The 20,584-nt window shown below is 39.7% G+C and carries 16 protein-coding genes, 1 tRNA gene and 1 other annotated feature; of the genes, 5 read left to right on the top strand and 12 right to left on the bottom strand.

The genetic code is table 11. From position 1 onward, the window contains the following. Positions 1–13: 13 nt before the first annotated feature. Positions 14–1,930 (bottom strand): putative bifunctional diguanylate cyclase/phosphodiesterase, encoded by a 1,917-nt coding sequence (locus ACHCNF_RS00770; RefSeq protein WP_408070898.1) that lies wholly within the window; start codon positions 1,928–1,930, stop codon positions 14–16. A 288-nt stretch (positions 1,931–2,218) separates the two neighbouring features. Here ACHCNF_RS00770 and ACHCNF_RS00765 point away from each other — a divergent pair, with 288 nt between their 5' ends. Both ACHCNF_RS00765 and ACHCNF_RS00760 read left to right on the top strand, forming a co-directional pair. Further along, on the top strand, positions 2,219–4,330 hold the full coding sequence (locus tag ACHCNF_RS00765; protein ID WP_408070897.1) for a DUF8509 domain-containing protein: 2,112 nt from the start codon (positions 2,219–2,221) through the stop codon (positions 4,328–4,330). Positions 4,331–4,353: 23 nt separating this feature from the next. Further along, positions 4,354–4,530 (top strand): DUF6472 family protein, encoded by a 177-nt coding sequence (locus tag ACHCNF_RS00760; protein ID WP_408072170.1) that lies wholly within the window; start codon positions 4,354–4,356, stop codon positions 4,528–4,530. 353 nt (positions 4,531–4,883) lie between these two features. Here the strand turns inward: ACHCNF_RS00760 and ACHCNF_RS00755 are convergent, their stop codons facing one another. The 8 genes from ACHCNF_RS00755 to mscL all read right to left on the bottom strand — a co-directional run bounded on the left by ACHCNF_RS00755 (position 4,884) and on the right by mscL (position 14,389). Next, positions 4,884–5,837, bottom strand: coding sequence for an ABC transporter permease (locus tag ACHCNF_RS00755; protein WP_408070896.1), 954 nt, complete (start codon positions 5,835–5,837; stop codon positions 4,884–4,886). A 36-nt stretch (positions 5,838–5,873) separates the two neighbouring features. Next, positions 5,874–7,370 carry a sugar ABC transporter ATP-binding protein gene (locus ACHCNF_RS00750; protein WP_408070895.1) on the bottom strand — a complete coding sequence of 499 codons (1,497 nt, stop codon included), beginning with the start codon at positions 7,368–7,370 and terminating at the stop codon, positions 5,874–5,876. A gap of 12 nt (positions 7,371–7,382) precedes the next feature. Further along, positions 7,383–8,330: an ABC transporter permease gene (locus tag ACHCNF_RS00745; protein WP_408070894.1), complete on the bottom strand. Its 948-nt coding sequence runs from the start codon at positions 8,328–8,330 to the stop codon at positions 7,383–7,385. A 98-nt stretch (positions 8,331–8,428) separates the two neighbouring features. Then, positions 8,429–9,607 carry a sugar ABC transporter substrate-binding protein gene (locus tag ACHCNF_RS00740; RefSeq protein ID WP_408070893.1) on the bottom strand — a complete coding sequence of 393 codons (1,179 nt, stop codon included), beginning with the start codon at positions 9,605–9,607 and terminating at the stop codon, positions 8,429–8,431. 126 nt (positions 9,608–9,733) lie between these two features. After that, entirely contained in the window at positions 9,734–10,186 is a 453-nt protein-coding gene (locus ACHCNF_RS00735; protein ID WP_408070892.1) for a hypothetical protein, read from the bottom strand. 108 nt (positions 10,187–10,294) lie between these two features. Then, entirely contained in the window at positions 10,295–11,890 is a 1,596-nt protein-coding gene (locus ACHCNF_RS00730) for a response regulator transcription factor (protein WP_408070891.1), read from the bottom strand. Next, on the bottom strand, positions 11,859–13,682 hold the full coding sequence (locus tag ACHCNF_RS00725) for a cache domain-containing sensor histidine kinase (protein ID WP_408070890.1): 1,824 nt from the start codon (positions 13,680–13,682) through the stop codon (positions 11,859–11,861). The genes ACHCNF_RS00730 and ACHCNF_RS00725 overlap by 32 nt, the downstream gene beginning before the upstream one ends. Before the next feature lie 224 nt (positions 13,683–13,906). Next, on the bottom strand, positions 13,907–14,389 hold the full coding sequence (mscL, locus tag ACHCNF_RS00720; protein WP_408070889.1) for a large conductance mechanosensitive channel protein MscL: 483 nt from the start codon (positions 14,387–14,389) through the stop codon (positions 13,907–13,909). A 137-nt stretch (positions 14,390–14,526) separates the two neighbouring features. Here mscL and ACHCNF_RS00715 point away from each other — a divergent pair. Together ACHCNF_RS00715 and ACHCNF_RS00710 are read left to right on the top strand one after the other, a co-directional pair. Continuing rightward, positions 14,527–14,597: transfer RNA gene (locus tag ACHCNF_RS00715), tRNA-Gly, on the top strand. A 249-nt stretch (positions 14,598–14,846) separates the two neighbouring features. Further along, positions 14,847–15,032 (top strand): AbgT family transporter, encoded by a 186-nt coding sequence (locus ACHCNF_RS00710; protein ID WP_408070888.1) that lies wholly within the window; start codon positions 14,847–14,849, stop codon positions 15,030–15,032. A gap of 188 nt (positions 15,033–15,220) precedes the next feature. Here ACHCNF_RS00710 and ACHCNF_RS00705 read toward each other — a convergent pair whose 3' ends face one another. Together ACHCNF_RS00705 and ACHCNF_RS00700 are read right to left on the bottom strand one after the other, a co-directional pair. Next, positions 15,221–15,841, bottom strand: a complete 621-nt coding sequence (locus ACHCNF_RS00705) for a 4'-phosphopantetheinyl transferase family protein (RefSeq protein WP_408070887.1) — start codon at positions 15,839–15,841, stop codon at positions 15,221–15,223. Between the two features lie 74 nt (positions 15,842–15,915). After that, positions 15,916–16,689, bottom strand: coding sequence for a hypothetical protein (locus ACHCNF_RS00700; RefSeq protein WP_408070886.1), 774 nt, complete (start codon positions 16,687–16,689; stop codon positions 15,916–15,918). Positions 16,690–16,971: 282 nt separating this feature from the next. Between ACHCNF_RS00700 and ACHCNF_RS00695 the strand changes: the two genes are divergently transcribed. Beyond that, entirely contained in the window at positions 16,972–18,234 is a 1,263-nt protein-coding gene (locus tag ACHCNF_RS00695; RefSeq protein ID WP_408070885.1) for a hypothetical protein, read from the top strand. Between the two features lie 145 nt (positions 18,235–18,379). Here the strand turns inward: ACHCNF_RS00695 and ACHCNF_RS00690 are convergent, their stop codons facing one another. Then, positions 18,380–20,122 (bottom strand): proline--tRNA ligase, encoded by a 1,743-nt coding sequence (locus ACHCNF_RS00690; protein WP_408070884.1) that lies wholly within the window; start codon positions 20,120–20,122, stop codon positions 18,380–18,382. A 123-nt stretch (positions 20,123–20,245) separates the two neighbouring features. Beyond that, positions 20,246–20,508, bottom strand: a binding site (T-box leader). Positions 20,509–20,584: the final 76 nt, after the last annotated feature.

Below are 20,584 nucleotides of genomic sequence, written 5' to 3'. Positions count from 1 at the left end.
ATCTATTTTAGGTTCAGCCTGCAGTAACCTGATCCGGAAAAACCTCTGACGGCATAGGTTTTGCAAAGTAGAAGCCCTGTATCATTTCGCAGTGAAGCTTTCTTATGTAATCATACTGTTCCTGAGTCTCCACACCTTCCACAACAATTTTAAGACCAAGGCGTTTTGCCATCTGAACAACTGATTCGAGAACTATCATACCCTTCTCACTGTTTTCAATATTTCTCAGGAAATACATATCAATCTTTACTATATCAACCGGCATATCCTTAAACATATTGAGGTTTGAGTATCCGCTGCCAAAATCATCCATCATGATGATAAAGCCCTGCTCACGGAGCTTATTGAGCATATTGATAATACTTTCCATATTGTCATTAAATGCGCTCTCTGTCAGCTCTATTTTAATAAGACTGTGATCGATTTCATACTTATCAACAATCTCTACTATTTCCTCAACGATTCCATGATGGTCAACATCAACTCTGGAAAAATTAACCGAAACAGGAACAACCTCCAGCCCCTGATTCATCCATTCGCGGAGGGTTCTGCAAACCTCTTCGAGCACATAGAGATCCAGTTCTGTAATGAAGCCGTTCTTTTCCAAAATAGGAATAAAATCCCCAGGATTGATCATCTGGTTCTTGGAATCAATCCATCTGACAAGTGCCTCTGCACTGACTCTGCGGCGAGACATCGTATCACATACCGGCTGCAGATAAACCTTAAACTCTCTGTCCAGCATAGCACCTCTTACACGCTGCTCAACCGATTTTCTGTGTTCATCCTCAAGTCTGATATCAGCGTCATAGAATGCAACATTGGTCTTAAAATTACCGGAAACCCACTTAAGAGCATAACCTGCATGATCCAGCATTTTATCTGTGTCATTGTCACCTTCTTCAAGTCTGTAAACGCCTGCATAAAAAGACACAGCGTAATCTAGACCTGTCAGAGGATTCCTGACAGCATCAGACAGATCCATGTTTTTAATAGTGTTTATCGACACCTCTTCTTCTGTGAGAATAGCAAAGGTATCACCGCCTATTCTGCCGCATACTGCCTTTTTCTTAGCGCCATCAACGCACTTCTGAATATTTTCTGCCAGAACCGCAAGAACCCTGTCACCATTTTCCATGCCGGTTCTCTCATTGAGCTCCTGCATATGATATACTTGAATTTTAACCATGGCATAGCCTGACATGTTCTGTTTATGCATCAGCTCGTCACAGGCGCGCACAAATCCGGTTCTGTTATTTAATCCCGTAAGCTCATCAACCGTTACATCAATAAAGCAAAATACTACGATAGTCATCGCAACTGCAAGTGCAATTATTAGTCCCGTAAGTGATTGTTCAGGAAAAAATGCCTGATACAAAAGATTGAATACTGTAATTCCAAATACAGTAAATAGCAGTCTTTTTCTGATAATGCCAAGATATCTCTGATGTCTGAAAGCACATACACCGACCATACCAGAGCACATGAGAAAATATACAAATGTCACCGGCAGTCCAAATCCCTGCTCATATATCATGGTCTCTTTATCAAGTGAAAAGAACATGTTAAAGAATATGTTGCCAAAGACAGCAAAAAACAGCATAACAATAAGCCCGGCATTCATCAAACTCTTCTTGCCGAACTCACCACATAATTCATAAAAATATCTGGTTGCGCTGTATGGTATAAAATATAATACGCAAAAATATGCAATAAGTGTCACATAAGTGACGTAATATGTAGCCGGATTTGCTATCTTTAGCAAAATAACAGTCAAAGAATCCAGAATGTTGTAACCAATGGCGCCAAGAATAAGAAGCTTTAAACTGTGTCCGAAATTTTTCATGAGTTTCGGACGAATCCATGCACATATTAAACTGGTAATGATTACCATAATACCTGCAACATCAAATTGATAAGAAAACTGCATAGCAATTCCTCTGGTAAAAGTGATTTTTCACTGGATTTTTCCAAAAATAAATAAAAAGAGATGATGTCCCCCATCAGGTACATCATCTCTCCTCCATCTATAATATATTATCCCAAAATATTTTTTTCAAGGTGTTTTTTGATTGATAGCAAGTTTTTTCTAATGATTTTGAAATATATTTACCAAACTTTAATAAATTGCTATCAAAAAATCGTCTATAATGTCCATATAAGTACATTTCGTTTTGATGGGATATTTTTGCACTTTTTTAGGTGAAAAAGGAGCGCTATGGGGCTTATAACTCTTAATCAGAATCAGATCCTTCACAAAGCAGGCGACAAGGTTGAGACTCTTGAAATCGTGGTAAAGGGTTCCGTTTCCATTGCAATTGACGGTGAATCCATATCCATAGGAATCGGTGGAATTTTAGGTGCTCCCGAGCATCCGGGTTCAACTTATACTTATACATATACTGCTCTTGAAGAGACATCGGTCTTCTCTTATCCCTTCACTTCAATCGATGATGTTTTCAAAATTGTCGCTTCAAATCCCAAAATATCTCCGATTCTGGCTGCACAGACCATAAAAACCGCTGTACTGAGCCTGGATAAATACAATGAGGATTATGAGCGTGTGCTCGCCGAGTACAATCAGCTCGATACAGATCTTGCCGATTATCCGATGATGGCAATATCTGTAGGTATGGAGGTTGAAGACTTCCCTGAGCTTGATGGCATCAAACCACCTGTGAAAACTCAGGCTTTATCCGATTGGCAGGATAAGTTCTTTCGCTCCTTAAACAGCAATGAAGAAATAATGAAAAAGACATGTTATGTCAGGTCTCCCGACATTGCGAACGGGCTTATTATGTATGCAATTGAAGCCATTTCCTTTACCGCAGCCTGCAGGGAACAGCTCACAGAATATAAGCGGAATTTCCAGAAACAGACTGCCAGATATCGTCAGTCCATGCAGCTTATACGTGCTAAATCAGATGACATGAAAAGAAATGGCTCCGAAGGCGCTACAACTGATATTGATATTAAAGATGCACTCAATACCATTCTTCACTATGCTGACGCAGATGAAGCTGCTACAGAGAATTTCCGCAATGTTATAAAAGAGTTTAAAAGCACTCCCGGCAGATATGATACCTCTGATGAGAGCAGAGCCCTGAGGCGAAGCGTGTCCAAGGATTATTACACAATTTACACCTCTGCTTTTCTTCGCAGTCTGAGAGACCCATTAGTCCCTTCAGAAGTTATGATGTTTTTGATGTTCGGTTTTGTAGATGAGGACCTCGCCGGTCTTGAAAACACAAGACAGCTTTATGCCTTAATGAAAACCTATAAGCCTGATCCCGAAGGCCGTGTGTTAACTATTTACGAATGGTTAAAGAAAATATATGACATGGAGCTTGAACCCTCACGAAATGAGTTCGACGAGGATTATTTCACCGCTCTTCGTTCCTTGAAAACAAATGGCGACATCACCGAAGATCAGATGGAGGAAATGAAACTCGATCCTCTTGAGAGGCTTAAATTTGAGGTTAAAAATCTTCTTGCTCTCGGAAACAGAATGAGCTTTGGGAGGCCATCGACCTTCGTTCCTGTTTTTGATGCTGAAAATGTGATACGACCTCTGGACGCCTCATATGTAAATACCGAAAAAGTAAACAGCTTTTATGACTATATACGCAGCATTGATTTTTCCCTGTTCTGCAGACAAAGCATCTTTTCAGACCCGGAAATCGGTGTAAATCAGGCCTTTATTGATGAAGATATCACACCCTACATGATACTTATGCCAAATATGGGAAGCCGCGCATCCCTATGGCAGGAAATTGAAGGCAAAAAGAGGACCACTCCTGCAAGATTTATCATCTCGATTTTTAACACAGAAACCTTTGAAGATGTTATGATACGTCTATGCGGCGAATTCAGATGGGAAATGTGTAAGACAATTCAGGGTGTACATTGGAATGATGTAACTGACCCGTCCCTCACTTCAATGTACTGTGATTACTTACAATTCTACAAAAAGAACCACTCTCTTTCTACAGAAATGAAAGAGAAGCTCAGAACTGATTTAAAAAAATATAACAATAACTACAAGAATTTGTTTGTTTCCGAATATATGAGTTATATTAAATTTGAAGCCAATCAGTCACCACGCCTTAATAAGATTTCAAGAGAGATTATCTTCACCTACTGCCCGTTCTCAGCCGAGCTCAGAGAAAAGTTTGCCGATAATCCTCAATACGGAGAGCTTATTAAGAAATATACTGCGCATATGAATGGTCTAATGCGTCCTATTTCCAACATGATAAGACGCATCCAGAATGATGGCTTCGAAGTGCCGCAGGTTCTGAAAGATCAGTATGAGCATCTTAAGAAATAATATGTCAGGAAGGATTTTTGTTTATGCAAATGCACTGCGATGAATGTACTTACTATGAGTATGACGAAGATGATGAAGCCTACTACTGCAGTGTTGATATGGATGAGGATGACTACGCAAGGCTGATGGGAAGCTCCAAAAGTGAATGTCCTTATTTCCGCAACAATAATGAGTACGAGGTAGTAAAGCATCAAATGTAATTGGTGATAGGACGTCCGCCGGGATATATATGCAATTTTGCTCTCGTTAAGCAAGCTTATAATCGATCAAAATTGCATATATATCCCGGCGGACTGTTTTTTCATATTTTTTACTACTTTTTTGATGTTTAAACCTATACGTCTAAGACATGGCATTATTATTTTTTTTGATTTTTAAACCTGTACGTCTTAGACATGGCATTATTATTTATATTTTTTGATGTTTAAAACTGTACGTCTAAGACATGGCATTATTATTTACAGTTCTTTTGATGGTTAAACCTGTACGTCTAAAACATGACATTACATCTGATTTATTAGTCTGTATGGCAGAAATAGTGAAGGGGCTTCGATCACTTTACTATCATGCCGGTTTCGCGGTCGGCAAAGACTGCTACCATGATAAGGAACACTATTCCCATTATGAGCTGCTGCGTCTTAGGTTCTATTCCGAGCATTACAAGTCCCGCAGTAAGAATTTTATAAGTAAGTGCACCAAGTATAATATTGTAAAACTTCACCTTGGCTCCACCGTTTACAGGCATTCCTCCAAGGACAAGTGCTATCATTATCTGGGTCTCAAGCTGATTACCTGCGGTAGATGTTACTGAGCCTACCTTTATGCTATTAATAAATGCAGCAAGGCCTGTGATCATTCCCGCAGCCATATAGATGAGCATCTTTGTTCTATCGACTCTCACACCGGCAAATCTGGCAGCAGTTTCTCCAGCTCCTATGGCTTTCAATCTGTTCCCAAGCCCTGTGTATTGAAATGCCGCAAAGGCCAATAAAAGGATTATCAATGTAAATGTCAGATTAAAAGGCATTGTATTATAAGATGTGATATTTGAAACACCATATACCGGAGTTTTTGTTGTTGCATATGCAACTATTCCTCTCAAAAGATACATGTTACATATGGTAACAATGAATGATGTAATCTTTCTTTTTACATTGAAAAATCCGTTCACAAGTCCTATTACTCCGCCTGTCAGAACGCCACACAAAACCGCAAGCACAATATTAAAATTTGACAAAAAGCAGACAACAACAGAGCACACACCAAGCATTGAGCCCTGTGAGAAGTCAAGTCCTCCCATGGTCATTACCATGAAGACTCCCACACATGAAATCAAAAGCACATATGACTGCGACAGTAAAAGCTTAAGATTTCCTGCAGTAAAGAGCTGACCTCCTGTCAATACCGCAAACAAAACTACAATAAATATAAAACCCGCAAAGGGCATTATATTTCTGACTATTGCACGTTCCATAAAAGGAACTGCTACTTTTTTACCGTTTTCCATACAACCTCCTCTACAAACGATAATTGTTGTCTTAAGTCATACCATCTTCGCTATGAGGTCTGTGTCCTTAAGATCCTCAGATCTTTCGAACTCGCCACTTTGCTTTCCGTTTTTCATAATAATAATTCGATCGGCCATTCCAAGTAATTCCGATATTTCTTCGGATATCATGATTATAGACTTACCATCCTTTCGCATATGACTCATCATCTGGTAGATAGTGGCCTTAACCTTGACATCTATGCCCCTCGTCGGAGAATCCAGGATAATAATATCTGAATTCTTACCTATCCATCTCGCAAGTACAACTTTCTGCTTGTTGCCTCCTGACAAAGCTGACATGAACTGATGCACTCCCTCCATCTTTGTGCTCATCTGCTTTGCATATTTTTCAGCAAAGGCCTTTTCATCCTTTGCATGAAGTATATGATTTTTCTTAAGTTCCTCCAATGATGGCAGGCAAATATTATCCTGAATAGTATCATTTATTACAAGCGACTCATTATCTCTATCCTTGGATGCATAGGCTATGCTGTTATCAATAGCTGTCTTTATGTCATTTATTTCTGTTCCGTCAGCCAGATATACGCTGCCCTCTCTGTCATAGGATGCTCCAAAAAGTGCCTTACCCACTTCATGCATTCCGCACTCCGACAATCCGCCGATTCCTATGATCTCTCCCTTGTGAAGTTCTATGCTAAAGTCCTCTATTTCACCGGGCACCGACAGATGCTCACCTGTCAAAACAACCTCGTCAGATATTTTTGTACCATAATCTGTTCTGTAATAGTTGTTACTCATCTCACGGCCAACCATAAGCTTTTTCAGAGCATCCGGGTCGACCTCACTGCTTTTTACTGTATCGATCAGAACACCATCCCTGAGAACGCTTATGGTATCTGACTGTTCTATAACTTCCTCAAGATCATGGGATATAAAAATGACACATCTTCCATCATCTTTAGTTTGTTTCATAACCTTAAAAAGTTCTTTTCTGCCCTTCTCTCCAAGAGCTGTTGTTGTCTCATCAACAACAAGAACTTCCGGCTTAAAATGTGTAGCTTTTACAATCTCGATGAGCTTCCTGTCCTCAAAATTGTATTTATCGATCACATCAGTTGCCTTTATATAGTTAAAGCCATAAGAATCAAGAAGCTCCTGGGCTTTCCTGTTCATAGCGTTTGTATTTTTAACACAAAAGCTTGTAAACTCCTTTTCTTTTCCCAAAAAGATATTCTCTGCAACAGTCAATCCCGAAAGAGTTCCTATCTCCTGAACTATAATGGCAACGCCCTGATAGTTTCCGTCTACCTGGTTTTTTGCATGAACTTCTTTTCCATTTAATGTAAAGGTTCCGGAATCCTTGTGATAAATTCCAGTAAGGCAGGATGTAAAAGTGGATTTACCTGAACCGTTCTCCCCTATCAGTGCATGTACCTCTCCTTTATAAAAGTCGAGAGTGACATGATCGATGGCATGGGTAACACCAAAATTCTTGTCGATTTTCTCGGCATGAAGCAAAACTTCACTCATGTCTCTCCTCCTTTACTTAACAACTGCGCCTTTGACAGGCTTAATAGTCATGGTTACTATCGCAAGAAGTACTATACCGGTTACTATATTCTGAACTGTTGTCGGTGCCCCAAGAGCAACAAAGCCTTGGAAAAGGAGCTGTATAATAAATTCGCCAACAACTATTGCAATAACAGGATGCCCGTACTTTTTAAAAGCCAGGCCAAAAAACGTCCCCATAAGAGGCGGAAAGTTACGACTCATGGATGCAAGATTGGATGCACTGGTCATTGAGGTTCCGTAGGATATTGTCAGTATCGATTCAACACCAACAAAAAAACCGCAAAGCACGAAAGCAACAACCTTATATCTGTCTACGTTTACGCCCATGTTTTTCGCAACAACTTCGTTTGATCCTATGGCATAGGTATATGTTCCTATTTTGGTATACTTGAGGATAAAACCGCAGAGGAAAAATGCCATAAGCGCCAGGATAAGGTTACCCGGGTAATCGCCGAAAGCTCTGTACTGAGTAGCTAAAATGGCTTCCTTACCATTTGTTGCAAAAATTGATAGTGCTTCATAAACAAGGGAAAGTCCCGCCGTAACGATAAGTGATGAAATTCTGAATTTAATATATACAAGTCCGTTCAGGAGACCCACAAGCACTCCGCTTATCATGGGAGCAATCAGGAGTCCCGCATAACCGAAGCGTTCACTCATATTAACTGCAAGCACCGAAGACAATACGATGTTTGCGCCGACACTCATATCAAAAGGTCCCATTACGCAGATAAAATATAATCCACAGCCGCCAACTGCATAGTACAGAGCGGTCTTTAAATAGGTCTGGAGTTTATTAAAATCTCCGAAGGTCTGGGGTGCAAGTACCTTAAAAAAAGCCCAGAATGCAAAAGCTATCAGAACCAGAAGAAGCATCCCATACCATTGACTCTGTCTGAATTTTTGAAACTTATTCATACAATCCTCCCGTAAGAGTTATTCCTATCCCAAAGGATTGCCGTATCTCCTGGATGGCAGGAAATACGGCTTATCCAAGTAGTTCTTATAACATACTTTTAGTTGCTGTGACGGGTTATAACATCGTCAATTGAAAGATTGGAAGCTGCTTTGTTGAGTTCGTCAAAGCTGTATCCGGCCATCTCCGCAAGCTCCTCATCTGTGTAAGGATCATCCTTAACAAAATACTTCTCATAGTTTGCATAATCATCAGGAGATGATACATACAGATACGGGAAAAGAATCTCATATCCGAAGGTGCCCTCTTCCTTCACATAGTTGCCCTTAACCGCATTGAGTACAAGATAGAATGCAAACAGAGGATCACAGAAGTGTCCGCCTGACTCAGCAAACATTCCGCCTGACTTAAGCTGATCTGCAAGGTCGTCAAGGAAGTCAGTTGAAACAACGTCGATTTTGCCTGTAAGTCCTTCATTAGCATATGCTCCGATTGAACCAACAAGAGGATCACCGCCGCCACCTGCTACAATAAGTGCATCCATACCGGGATTTGAGTTATAAAGTGACATAGCTGCTGCTGCACCTTCTTCAGAAGATGTATTAGCATAAACGGGCTCGGTCATAGTAGCCTGATCATCAGGATGAGCGGAATTCCACTCCTCAACTGCCTGCTGATATCCCTGCCATCTAAGCTGGAATGTAGCATCACCAACTGTCCAGGCTTCAAGTCCTATAGTTCTGTCGCCCTTCTCAAGAAGAAGGTTAACAAGTGTATATCCGTTTGTTACCTCATCCTCATGAACAGCACCAACATAGTACTTGGAGTTACATGCTGTCTTATATACTTCAGGGCTGTTTTCCTCGGATATGATTCGGAAGAACTGAGCGATATAAACACCGTTTTCAGTACATGTGTTAATTGCAGAAGTCATCTCTGAATCTGCCGAGTTACAAATTATGATACCTTTGCAGCCTGCTGCGCAAAGCTGTTCCACAGATGCAGTAACCTGCTCGGATACATGGCCCTGGTCAACATACTGTACTTCCACACCGGTTGCCTTTGCTGCCTTATCTACTATTTTTTTACACTGGCTTCCAAGAACATCGGTTGAACTCCAGATTGAAACACCAATCTTAATATTCGATGATCCTGAATCTGCAGCCGGAGCTGCACCCTGATCTCCGGAGCTTGCAGCCTTCCCGCATCCTGTTATCAGAGATGATGCCATAACACCTGCCATTAGCAATGCTCCCAACTTTTTTAAATTCTTTTTCATAGATTTGCTACCCTCCTTTGGAAATTAGAAATGTATTGGATCGGTCCGTGCCATCCGCGGAGCCGATAAGTGCCTGTATATATTTTGATGTGTTTAAGTGAGATATCGTGAAATCCGTAGTTATGCTTACTTCTTCAGTCCCTTAACCTCAAAGGTCCTGCTTTTTTCATTTCCAAAAACCACACCTGCAGACTTTGCAGCAGTATCATCATAGGACACAGATACAATTACCTGCTGTCCGTTTGACAATCCGGAATTTTTATCTATGCTAAATGAGATTGAAGATACGGCATTGATATATCTGGTAAGCTCTGAAAGGTCCTCTACCTCATCAAGTTCCTTTATCTTATCTTTTCCGCCTACCATCTCAGTTTCAATCCCGTCATAGTCAACGTTCACAAACGCCGTCCCCTCGCCGTTTGTTCCGTCAAAAGAAACAGAAACATAATCAAGAATGTTTGTCACCCCGTCGTTTGTATCAATTGATACATTTTTACTGTCACCACAGCCATTGACAGCAAGCATAAGCGCTATGCCGACACCTGCTATTAAAGCCCTGACATTTTTTATCTCCAACACCTTTATCTCCTCCTAAAATATAAAAAAGCTCCGTAAACTTTTTTGTTTACGAAGCAATTTTATCAATTATATTTTTCCATCATTAGCACGATTTAGAAAATATTACTATCACATTTTTGAAAAAAGATTCTTCCTGTATTCTGTCGGACTCACACCTTCAAATCTGCGAAATACCCTGCTAAAGTAATTGTAATCGTCATATCCCACTTCAAAAGATATTACTTCCAGCTTATTATCTTCATTAAGCATCAGATGTTTGGCACTGTCCATCCTGCACCTTGTGATAAACGCAGTTATTGTCTCATTGTATTTCTGCGAAAACTTTCTGGATAAATAACTGGCTTCAACATAGAAAATATCAGCAAGATCAGAAAGTGAAAGATGTTCCATAAAGTGCTTTTCAATGTAATCATGTACATTTTCAACCTGTCTGTTTATTGAATTGTCCTCAAGCTGTCCCGACTCGGTCGCAATACTAAGTGCAAGTTCAATATTATCAAGTATAATTTCCTTATTCAGAGTCCTGAGCCCATAATTTAATGCATCCTGAACCTCTTCATATGTCCTTTGGTCACTTTCGCTATTGCTGTCCGCAATTGTATTTATAACTTTGGTTATAAACTGCGTCACCTCCAAAAGTGTCCACCCTACAATATCACAGCGGTTTAGTCCGGCTGTTTCAAGTATCGCGTATTTAGCCTGTTTCAAATCGTGATTCCCAAGATAACCGGATATAAGGTTCTCCAGCCTGCCTGTATATCTGTTATTGACATCAGCCGCTTTTCTTGTCCCTCTGCATATGATTATGCAATGTTTTCTTCCAAATGGTCTGAATACCAGTTCAGAAATCATCTCCCTGTATACAGTAGCAATGTCATCAAGAGAGCTTGCCTTGTCATGTATGACTATTGTTACAGGTCCCTGCTCCTCAATGGGAAAAGCCTCCAGAATCCTGTCCGCATATAAACGCAATTTTGCGGGCGTAGCATTTAACTCAATTATGAATTCGTTAACCTTATCTGTGTAATTAAATACTATCAGGTTGTCACTCCCTATGATTTCTCTCAGCTTTTTCTTAAGATCGTATGACATCCTCAGTACATCCTTGTCATAGCTCTGTTTTAATACTTCTACATCGTGAAACTTTACAAGGATTGTTGATATTTCCGAAAATACCTTTGTGCTGGGAACATGAAATTCCTTTGTAGGTCTAAACAGCTTTCCATTTAGAAGTGACGAAAACTCATCATCCTCTAAAAATGAGGAAACATAGTTTTCTCTGAGCCTGCTATCCTCTTTCACAGCTATCTCAGCTTTTCTCTCCTCCAAAGTCTTAAGAGCTTTACTTAATGATGATGCCAGTTGTTCCCTGCTTACAGGTTTTAACAGATAATCTATTCCACCCGACATGAAAACACCTTTAACTTTTTTAAAGTCGTCATAGCCACTTACAGCTAAAGTTATGATATCCGGATAATCTGTATGGATTCGGTTTAAAAGCTCCAGCCCGCTAAGAAAAGGCATGTTTATATCAGTAATAACAATGTCCGGTTTTTCCTCAGGGATTCTCTCCAATACCTCGTCTCCATCGCAGGCAGGTTCAAGAAAATCTATGGAATAATCCTCCCAGGGTATCATTCTCCTTATATTTTCACGACTCCATAATTCATCATCAGCTGACAATACCTTGTACTTCGTCCCCATTTTCATCCTCCTCTTTCACGATAGGAAGTCTTATAACTGCTGTTGTTCCTTCTCCCTCAATGCTCTCGAAGTGTATCCCATAGCCTGTTCCATATGCACTCTTTAATCTGGCATTCACATTCATAATTCCAATTGAACGTCCCATTTCTATTCTGCTAAGCTCAGCTTTTTTTAGCTGTTCATTCATATCTGCGGCATCCATCCCCGCTCCGTTATCCTTTATTGTAATTACAAGTTTTCCATCCTTATGCCTTGCAGAAATAATAAGCTCCTTGTCTTTTCGTCTGCTCTTTCTTAGTCCGTGCTGAATGGCATTCTCCACTATAGGCTGCAAAGTGATCCTAGGAATGCTATCTGTAAGCGTATCCGAGTCGATCCGATATGTATATTTTATGGTGCTGCCTATTCGCACATCCATTACATACAAATAGTTTCGAACATGTGCCATCTCCTGTTGCAATGTTGACTGTGTATCGGATATATCAAGGCTGTATCTGAAAATTGCAGACAATGACTGACACAAGCCACTCACAAGAGTGCAATCCTGTGAAGCTGCGATGCCGCTCATAGTGTCCAATGTATTGTACAGAAAGTGTGGATTGATCTGAGCCTGTAAGACCTTGTACTGAGTACGTTCCATAAGAACTTTTGCTTCATATTCCTCCTGTACCATCTTCTGAATTCTATCAAGCATCTCATTAAACTCTTCGCCCATGACCATCAATTCTTCACTCCATCCGTCGGTCTTTGCCCGGAATTCTTTATCGCCGTTTTTAATTTTTATGATGGTTCGGCTAAGCTCGCCGACAGGTTTGTAGATAAATCCGGATATCAGTGTCCCCAGGAAAAGTGTGACAAGGAGTATTATAGCTGCAATTATAATGAGCATCCGTACAAGAGCACTCTGGGTCTGCAGCATCAGTGACTGCGGAGTAAGCATCATAATATGCATTTTATATTTTAAAGATGGGCGTCCATTAAGATAAAAGTCTCCGTACTCATCCTCAAGATTGGGAAACTCTGTGCTCTTTGTAGCGATTATCTTTGCTATCTCTGAAAAAATCAGGCTTTCTTCATTCGTAGTATTTCCAACCTTTGCAATCGGAGAATCTCCCTCCGGCTGAAGCCAGACATAGACATCCCTTGAGGATATATATTTACTCATTATGTCGGCAAAGTTTTGCGCATTAAAATCACAAACCAGATAACCAAGCTGCGATCTGTCGTCATCATAAGTATGGAGCTTCATACAAAATCTCAGTACATCTTTTTGCGCAAACTCATTACGGTAACCCGATAGCATCAATGATGAATCCTCTGATTCTATATAGCTTTTGAGATGCGAAACATTAACATACTGATCTGTATTATATAAATCTCTTGGATAATTGAAAGGTTGTTTTCTCCAGGAACTGACAAGCTTGTTATCATTGTCATAAATATACATCGCAAGCAGTTGATCAGAATTTTCAAATCGATTTTCAGACAGATGCCATGCCTTGAAATAGTGATTTATAAGCCTTCGCCTTTTCGCATGTGAATACCGCATGTCATACAGCATCTCTCCTTCAGAGTAGATAGTCTGCATTTTGACAGTAAGACTGTGAATGTAAGAATTCAGCTCCGTTTCGATACGCTGCAGAGTTTCATCGTTGTTAAGAAGGCTTTCCTTTCGGATCTGATTACCGGATGTTATCATAAACGCCACTGTCTGCGCTATTATCGCAAAGAGCGTACATCCTACGACCAGTCCAAGAATAGCCTGACTCATTGTCCATTTTGCTTTCTTCATCCCCTTTTTTTCTCATCGGGCCACCCCAAAATATATGTTGCCCGACAAGTACCTCCCCTTTGTTCATGCCTCCGTAAAAATATTATAGTTTTTGTAAAATGATAATATCACATTATATTTTTAAAGGTATCCAAAATTCCGTTTCCAAATTTGTGCAAAAAAACGGAAGCACATTTATATATGCCTCCGTTTGATAGTCAAAATATTTATTTAATTACGCTAACTTATTTAAGATCAGCTGTGCAGCAAGGGCACTTTGTAGCCTTGATATTGATCTCGCTCTGGCAGTGAGGGCAGATTTTGGTAGTAGGTGCCTCCTCTTCCTTTTCCTTCTTAACTTTGTCACTGAGCTTATTAAGTGATTTCACTATACAAAAGATTACAAGTGCCATCAGCAGGAAATTGATAACCGCAGTAATAAATACACCATAATTCAGTGTTGCTGCGCCTGCCTCTTTTGCTAACGCAAGTGAGTCGTAATGTGTTCCATCAAGTGTGATAAACCAGTTGGAAAAATCTATTCCTCCTGTAAGTGCACTGATGACCGGCATAATAATGTCATTAACAAGTGAATTGATTATCCCCTGAAAAGCTCCACCTATGATAACACCGACTGCTAAATCCATAACATTTCCGCGCATGATGAATTCACGAAACTCGTTTGCAAACCCCTTACTTTTTTCTAAAGCTTTAGCCTTATCTACCATAGTCTTTTCCTCCCCGTATTTATTTTTGGAAACTATTTTTCAAACCACTTGAAATTATACCACATATTGGGTATTATAAATAAAGATTTTCGCTTTTAATTCGTTGTAAAGCGAATGTTTTTTTGTTAACTGTTTGCGCAGGACTAGTACATCGGTAGTATGTCAGCTTCCCAAGCTGAAGAGGCGGGTTCGACTCCCGTGTTCTGCTTACCCTCAGCCTGTATGGTTGAGGTTTTTTTATTTTCATAACACCGGTTAGAATTCTTTGTGTATATGTCAGAGCGAATATAATTTATCAAATTTTCATTATTTGTCCACTATACTCCCATGTTATATTTAAGTTGTAGATTAAATATTTTCATAAATACTGACGTTTCTTTGTTTATTGGTCAAAAATTTTTTAATACGGTGGATAATACATGGAAACAAAAAAATCAAAATTTGAAAATGTGCTGTAATGCCCTACCTCTGGGTTACATTAAAGTCCGGGCAGAATATGTTTGATCCGAATCTAAAGCTTGGCTCAATGGTTTCAAATCTTCTTCCTATTGGAATAGTTCTGCTGATAGCATGGATTATTTTCCTTGTAATATGGATGATGTTGGGATTACCTATTGGGCCCGGAGTAACAGCCTTACTGTGATCTTACTAAATTTAAACAGGGGAAAAGCCGGCGCCTTGTCACGGAAACGCCAGCTTTTTTTGTGTTTGAAGAAAAGTTTTCTATTCTTATGAGGGAGTTTCAAGAGGTTTGTTCCTCTTGATGTTTATATATTACTATCAAAATCGTAACAGAAAGTGATGACTCTGTGATTATTTTGTGAACTTAATTTACATTTGAAGTTCAAAGGGTTCTGCCAAAGCAATACTTATCATGTAATCATCTTCGACTTTTTTATTTTCAATGAACCACCCTTCCATGAACTTTTCATCTGCTCTGGGATCAATATAAAAACCTTCACCACGTGCTTTTAGTATAGCCTCCACAGATGTCCAGCATTTAGTCAGCTCCTTTGCATTATTTGCTACAGAATCATCATTTTTGATCTTTTCATAATATGCAGGCGGAAGTACCCGCTCCAGCACTCGCAGATCAACCCTGTCAATGCGCTCTATATCCACACCGACAGGAATATCTGATATAGCAAGTACAACATAATCGCCGCTGTGTGACAGACTAAACTCTTTATTTATTCCTTTTAGCATCGGTTTCCCGTACTCGTTAAAAAAGAGTTGCTCATCCTTAGTTATATTAAGATATTTAGCCAGCAGTGATCCTGCGCCAAGCTCATGCATTTTAGAAGAATAGACCTTGCACTTTTCATATTTCCTTGCATAATGAGGCGCAATATTTAAAAGAAGCGTCTCTTCATCTTCTTTAATTTCATTTATATTTATCTTATACAGAAATACTTTGTGAGTTTTTTCATTATCCACGCCCTGTGTCCTCATGTCAGTAATGTCCTTGCTTAATTATAAAAGTATCTGTTCACAGATTAAAAATCTGATGCGGAGTATCTATTTCCCTAATTACCTGATTGCAGCATATCCTTCAGACCTTCTATCAGCTTTTCCTGTTGTTCTTTAGTCAGGATATCATCAACATCAAGGTCTTTGCCTGTTCTATCTTTGTACATTTCCTCAAAGCTTTTTCCCTGATCTTCAGGATTAAAATCCACATCCTTTGCATGGCTTTTAAGATTGCTGTCATCAGGAAGCGCAGCATATGCCACATTATGCTGCATCCATTCATAAGCCATATCAGAGGCCTCTCTGTATCCTGTCATATCACGGCTATGAACCTGATGGACCTCTATAAGTGCCTGACAGATTATGGTCATGTCCGCCATGTTATTTATTTTATAAGAATCATATATGGTCCAGTTGTCTGTTCTGTATGAAGCCTTAAAATCTTCTGCGTTGTAGGTAAACGCATAGTTCACCCCTTTACCGTCTGAATCAGTAAGATTAATGTCCGATGCGTTTGCAAGTATTCCTGCCTCGGATATATCCCTTGATATATCTGATATAGTATCATTTTTTACTTCAGAGTCTTCATCGGTCTGTACATTTTCAGTATTATCCTCTTCTGCATAATCCTCAGTAGTAAAATTCTCCGTCTCATCTGCTTCCCCGGTAGCTGTATCTTCATAATTTTCTGTTTCCTCAGAAATGGGTTCAAAAATCCCCTGCTCTTCCTTTGATTCCACAGACCTGCTACAGCCTGATAAGATAACAGCAGCCAGTGATATCTCTATTATTTTTGTAATTAAAATCTTTTTTTCCGGTTTATTTATCATGATCTTCTCGCTTCTTGTTTTATATTGAACAATAACAGCTTTTTATAAAAAAACCTGCATCTACTATTTTACATGAAATAAAATTCATTGCAAAAAATGCATGTCTTACATGAACTCAAAAACACAAAAAGTTCACAAAAATTGCTCTAACATCTTATTAACCTATGTCGATATATAAGATAGCAAGGGATTTTGCCGAATATCAATGGATGGATTTCTGATGATATTCGGTTTTTTATATCAGAAAATATTTACTTATTCTCTAGGAGAGGAGGAAGTCGCATGCTGAAATTGTCAAAAATTAGTCAGATTCAAAATATTGGTACATATAACTTCAAAGTCAATCAGAAAAGTATTGCTCAGAATTCCGTAACACAGACAGATTCAGAGAAGCCTTCGCAGCATCAGTCAAATATCCATAGCTTTAAAATGCAGCTTGATAATGCTTCTTCTGTGCCAAAAAGTATAAGCGGCACTAACAATGCGGCACCTACTCCCGAAAAAAAATCCCAGTCAGATTATACAGATGCTGAGTGGGATGCACAGAGAAAGAAAAATATAGCCATCAGTAAGTTACAGCAAACCGATTCAGACATAGCTGCCCTTGAAAGAGTTGCCCCGGGTGCCTCAGAAGAAGTAAAGAAGGCATGGGTTGATGCCTCCAGGAAAACAGGCTACAACGGCCTTGGCTACAATAATGATATATCGCAAAACTCTGCAACAAGACTCTATGCAGAGATGACTGCAAGCACAAAAATGACAGATAATAGTGCAGCAGGTGTACAGGATATCTTAGGGGGAACAGTCCAGTCTGCCATTGACGCTGTTTTATCCGCAAAACATGATCTGACATTATCAGAAAACAGTTCCGATTTAAATTCAAACAAGGAACTGGCCTTCTATGACGCATTTCTTGATAAGTTAAATGGTTTGCAGGATGGAACCTATGTACCTTCAGATATAAGTATATTTGATCAAATGCATAAATCAAACATAGATGTACTTCCAAACGGCTCTGATGATTCACAGATGCAGCCGGAATTACTTGTTTCCACAGGCAATGCAGCAAATGAAACAGAGATTCCTGAAGGGTACCTGGGAAGCGCATTTTTCCATAGGACAACCTCCTCTGACGTAAATGGCATCTCCTTTGATCTATATGCCAAATATCCTGAGGGTTATGATCCACAAAATCCTAAAGTTGAAGTATATACAAACTATCTCGGTGAAGAAAAGCTCTATGAAGTAAGTATTAATGATGTAAATCCGGAAACAGCTACACAAACAGAGCTCTACGGTCTATTTGCATATATTGAGGATGATAAAAATATTCCAAGGAACATAGATCCAGCCTCCTCGGACCTGTATTACAGTGCTCTTGACAGAAAGCTTGAGATTCTGCATCAGAGTAGTTCTGCTCAGGATGATACTGATTCCGACCAGGAAACATATATTGCAGGAAACATAAATGCCTTCAGGCCAATGGATAATCTCTCCTATTGGGATAAAAAAGAGTTACTTGAGAGCATACATACAGAGGGTTGAAAAGTTTATTTGAGTCCCATTTCTTCTGCAGGGCGGCATATTTTTATACAAACTCTCTGTTTTAATAGTTAGCAAAGCGCAGAAGAAATGGGACTCGCAGTGATGTGTATGTGGGAAGTTTTTTATGTCATAAAACAGTATGTATTCAGATTCTGTCCTTCACCTTGGAGTTTATTTCTTCGTAAAGAGAATCCATAAGCTTTCTTGTCTCAGTGATGATATCCTCTTTATTCACAGAAAGCTGAACACTCTTATCTCTTGTGCAAAGTTCAATCTGACCGTTTGCAAGAGCCTTAGGTCCTACAATCACACGAACAGGTACGCCAAGGAGATCGGCATCTGCAAACATAACACCGGCACGAACATCTCTGTCATCATAAATAACATCTATGCCCATGTTGGTAAGCTCTTCATAGATTTTGTCAGCAGCTTCTCTGCAGGCATCATCATCTCTTCTCATGCAGCATACGTGAACCTTCCAAGGAGCAACTGTGATAGGCCAGATAGGACCCTTGTCATCGTGTCGAGCTTCCATAATACTTGCTGCAAGACGGCCTACACCGATTCCGTAGCATCCCATAATAGGTGTCTTGGAGCTGCCATCCTCATCTGTATATGTCATCTTCATGCTGTCTGAGTACTTTGTACCAAGCTGGAAAATATTACCAACCTCAATACCTCTGCTGATTCTGATGGTTTTCTTTCCACAGCAGGGGCAAATATCACCGTCACGAATTTTGCTGACATCAACGTACTCCACATCACCTATGTCTCTCTTTATATTAAGGCCGGTATAGTGGTAGTCTTTCTCATTACCGCCGCAGCACAGATTTTCAATGCCCTCAAGTGACTTATCATAAACAATTCTGCACTTGCCATTTTGCTTGTAAGGTCCACAGAAGCCTGCAACAAGGCCGGACTCCTCAGTTATCTCTGCAGGATGAACCTCTTCATGGAGATAGTTTACAAGCTTAGTCTCATTGACCTCATAGTCTCCACGGATGAATACAACAACAAACTCATCTGTAGCATTAATCTGATAAACAACTGCCTTGCATGACTCCTCTACCTTACTGTGTAAAAATGCGCATACTTCCTCGATTGTCTTGCAGTCAGGTGTATGAACCTTCTTAAGCTCTGCAGCAGGTGAGCATCCTGAATTATCCACTGTTGTTTCAGCAGCTTCCATGTTTGCACTATAACCACAGTCATCACACAGAGCAATTGAATCCTCACCTGCATCAGTAAGCAGCATATATTCGTGAGATACGCTTCCTCCTATCATTCCTGAATCTGATTTAACAGAAATTACATCCGGAAGACCTGCTCTCTCAAAAATTCTGTCATATGCGTTGGCCATTCTGCCATAGTATTGCTCAAGATCTTCCTGAGAAGTATGGAAAGAATAAGCATCCTTCATGGTAAACTCACGTACTCTGATAAGTCCTGCTCTGGGACGAGCCTCATCGCGGTACTTTGTCTGAATCTGATAAAAAGAGAATGGATAATTTGCATAAGTGCTGCCATACTCTCTTGCAAGATGAACAGCTGCCTCCTCATGAGTCATACCAAGAACCATAGGTGTATCGTTTCGGTCCTTGAATCTCAAAAGCTCCTCGCCAACGCTTTCATATCGTCCTGACTCTTCCCAAAGTGCTCCCGGAAGAACTACAGGAAACATTACTTCCTGGCAGTCAACTGCATCCATTTCCTCTCTTAATATCTTCTCAATATTCTGAGTTACTTTTTTCATTGGAGTGTAAAGTGAAAAAATACCGTTTGACACACGCTTAATATAGCCGCCTCTAAGGCTGTAAGTATGACTGTCGATCACACAGTAAGCGGGTTTTTCCTTAAATCTCACTCCGACCAATTTACTAAGTTTCATAATTCATAACTCCTTTCACTAATTAGATGAGGTTTGTATGCCGGGGAAATGTTTTTGCCTCACTTGACAAGATAAATTTTTATAAAAAAAACAAAAAACGCCCTAAGCATACTTTATTTGTATACTTAGGACGAATAAATAATATCCGCGTTACCACCTAAATTCAGGCCTTACATCCTGCACCTCATTGTGAGCTGACACTCACATGTCTATGATAACGGTGACCTCCGTCAGAAGTTTCTGATCATTATTCTGTATAATATATAGATCAGCTTTCCCTTCTGCTGCTCCCAGACGGGTTCAATATCCGAAAACCAAAGCCTCGCACCTTCCGACTTCTCTCTGAAAGTTTCAAGATACTTACTATTTCTGTTCTTAGCATTTAACTGTTATTTTAACCCATATCTGAAAAAAAACAAGTATATTTTAGTAAAGAACAGAAATACAACTTTTTTTGTAAAA

The sequence above is a fragment of the Butyrivibrio sp. NATIVEDY162 genome (assembly GCF_045999815.1).
Taxonomy (GTDB): domain Bacteria; phylum Bacillota; class Clostridia; order Lachnospirales; family Lachnospiraceae; genus Butyrivibrio.
The sequence above is the reverse complement of the archived record's forward strand: the minus strand, read 5'-3'. Positions and strand labels throughout refer to the sequence as shown.

Excerpts from the sequence above, each read along its gene's own strand:
- ACHCNF_RS00755 (WP_408070896.1), bottom strand. The coding sequence starts at position 5,837 with ATGGAAAACGGTAAAAAAGTAGCAGTTCCTTTTATGGAACGTGCAATA.
- ACHCNF_RS00750 (WP_408070895.1), bottom strand. The coding sequence starts at position 7,370 with ATGAGTGAAGTTTTGCTTCATGCCGAGAAAATCGACAAGAATTTTGGT.
- ACHCNF_RS00705 (WP_408070887.1), bottom strand. The coding sequence starts at position 15,841 with ATGAGGACACAGGGCGTGGATAATGAAAAAACTCACAAAGTATTTCTG.
- ACHCNF_RS00760 (WP_408072170.1), top strand. The coding sequence starts at position 4,354 with ATGCAAATGCACTGCGATGAATGTACTTACTATGAGTATGACGAAGAT.
- ACHCNF_RS00745 (WP_408070894.1), bottom strand. The coding sequence starts at position 8,330 with ATGAATAAGTTTCAAAAATTCAGACAGAGTCAATGGTATGGGATGCTT.
- ACHCNF_RS00730 (WP_408070891.1), bottom strand. The coding sequence starts at position 11,890 with ATGGGGACGAAGTACAAGGTATTGTCAGCTGATGATGAATTATGGAGT.
- mscL (WP_408070889.1), bottom strand. The coding sequence starts at position 14,389 with ATGGTAGATAAGGCTAAAGCTTTAGAAAAAAGTAAGGGGTTTGCAAAC.
- ACHCNF_RS00740 (WP_408070893.1), bottom strand. The coding sequence starts at position 9,607 with ATGAAAAAGAATTTAAAAAAGTTGGGAGCATTGCTAATGGCAGGTGTT.
- ACHCNF_RS00710 (WP_408070888.1), top strand. The coding sequence starts at position 14,847 with ATGCCCTACCTCTGGGTTACATTAAAGTCCGGGCAGAATATGTTTGAT.
- ACHCNF_RS00725 (WP_408070890.1), bottom strand. The coding sequence starts at position 13,682 with ATGAAGAAAGCAAAATGGACAATGAGTCAGGCTATTCTTGGACTGGTC.
- ACHCNF_RS00690 (WP_408070884.1), bottom strand. The coding sequence starts at position 20,122 with ATGAAACTTAGTAAATTGGTCGGAGTGAGATTTAAGGAAAAACCCGCT.
- ACHCNF_RS00770 (WP_408070898.1), bottom strand. The coding sequence starts at position 1,930 with ATGCAGTTTTCTTATCAATTTGATGTTGCAGGTATTATGGTAATCATT.
- ACHCNF_RS00695 (WP_408070885.1), top strand. The coding sequence starts at position 16,972 with ATGCTGAAATTGTCAAAAATTAGTCAGATTCAAAATATTGGTACATAT.
- ACHCNF_RS00700 (WP_408070886.1), bottom strand. The coding sequence starts at position 16,689 with ATGATAAATAAACCGGAAAAAAAGATTTTAATTACAAAAATAATAGAG.
- ACHCNF_RS00765 (WP_408070897.1), top strand. The coding sequence starts at position 2,219 with ATGGGGCTTATAACTCTTAATCAGAATCAGATCCTTCACAAAGCAGGC.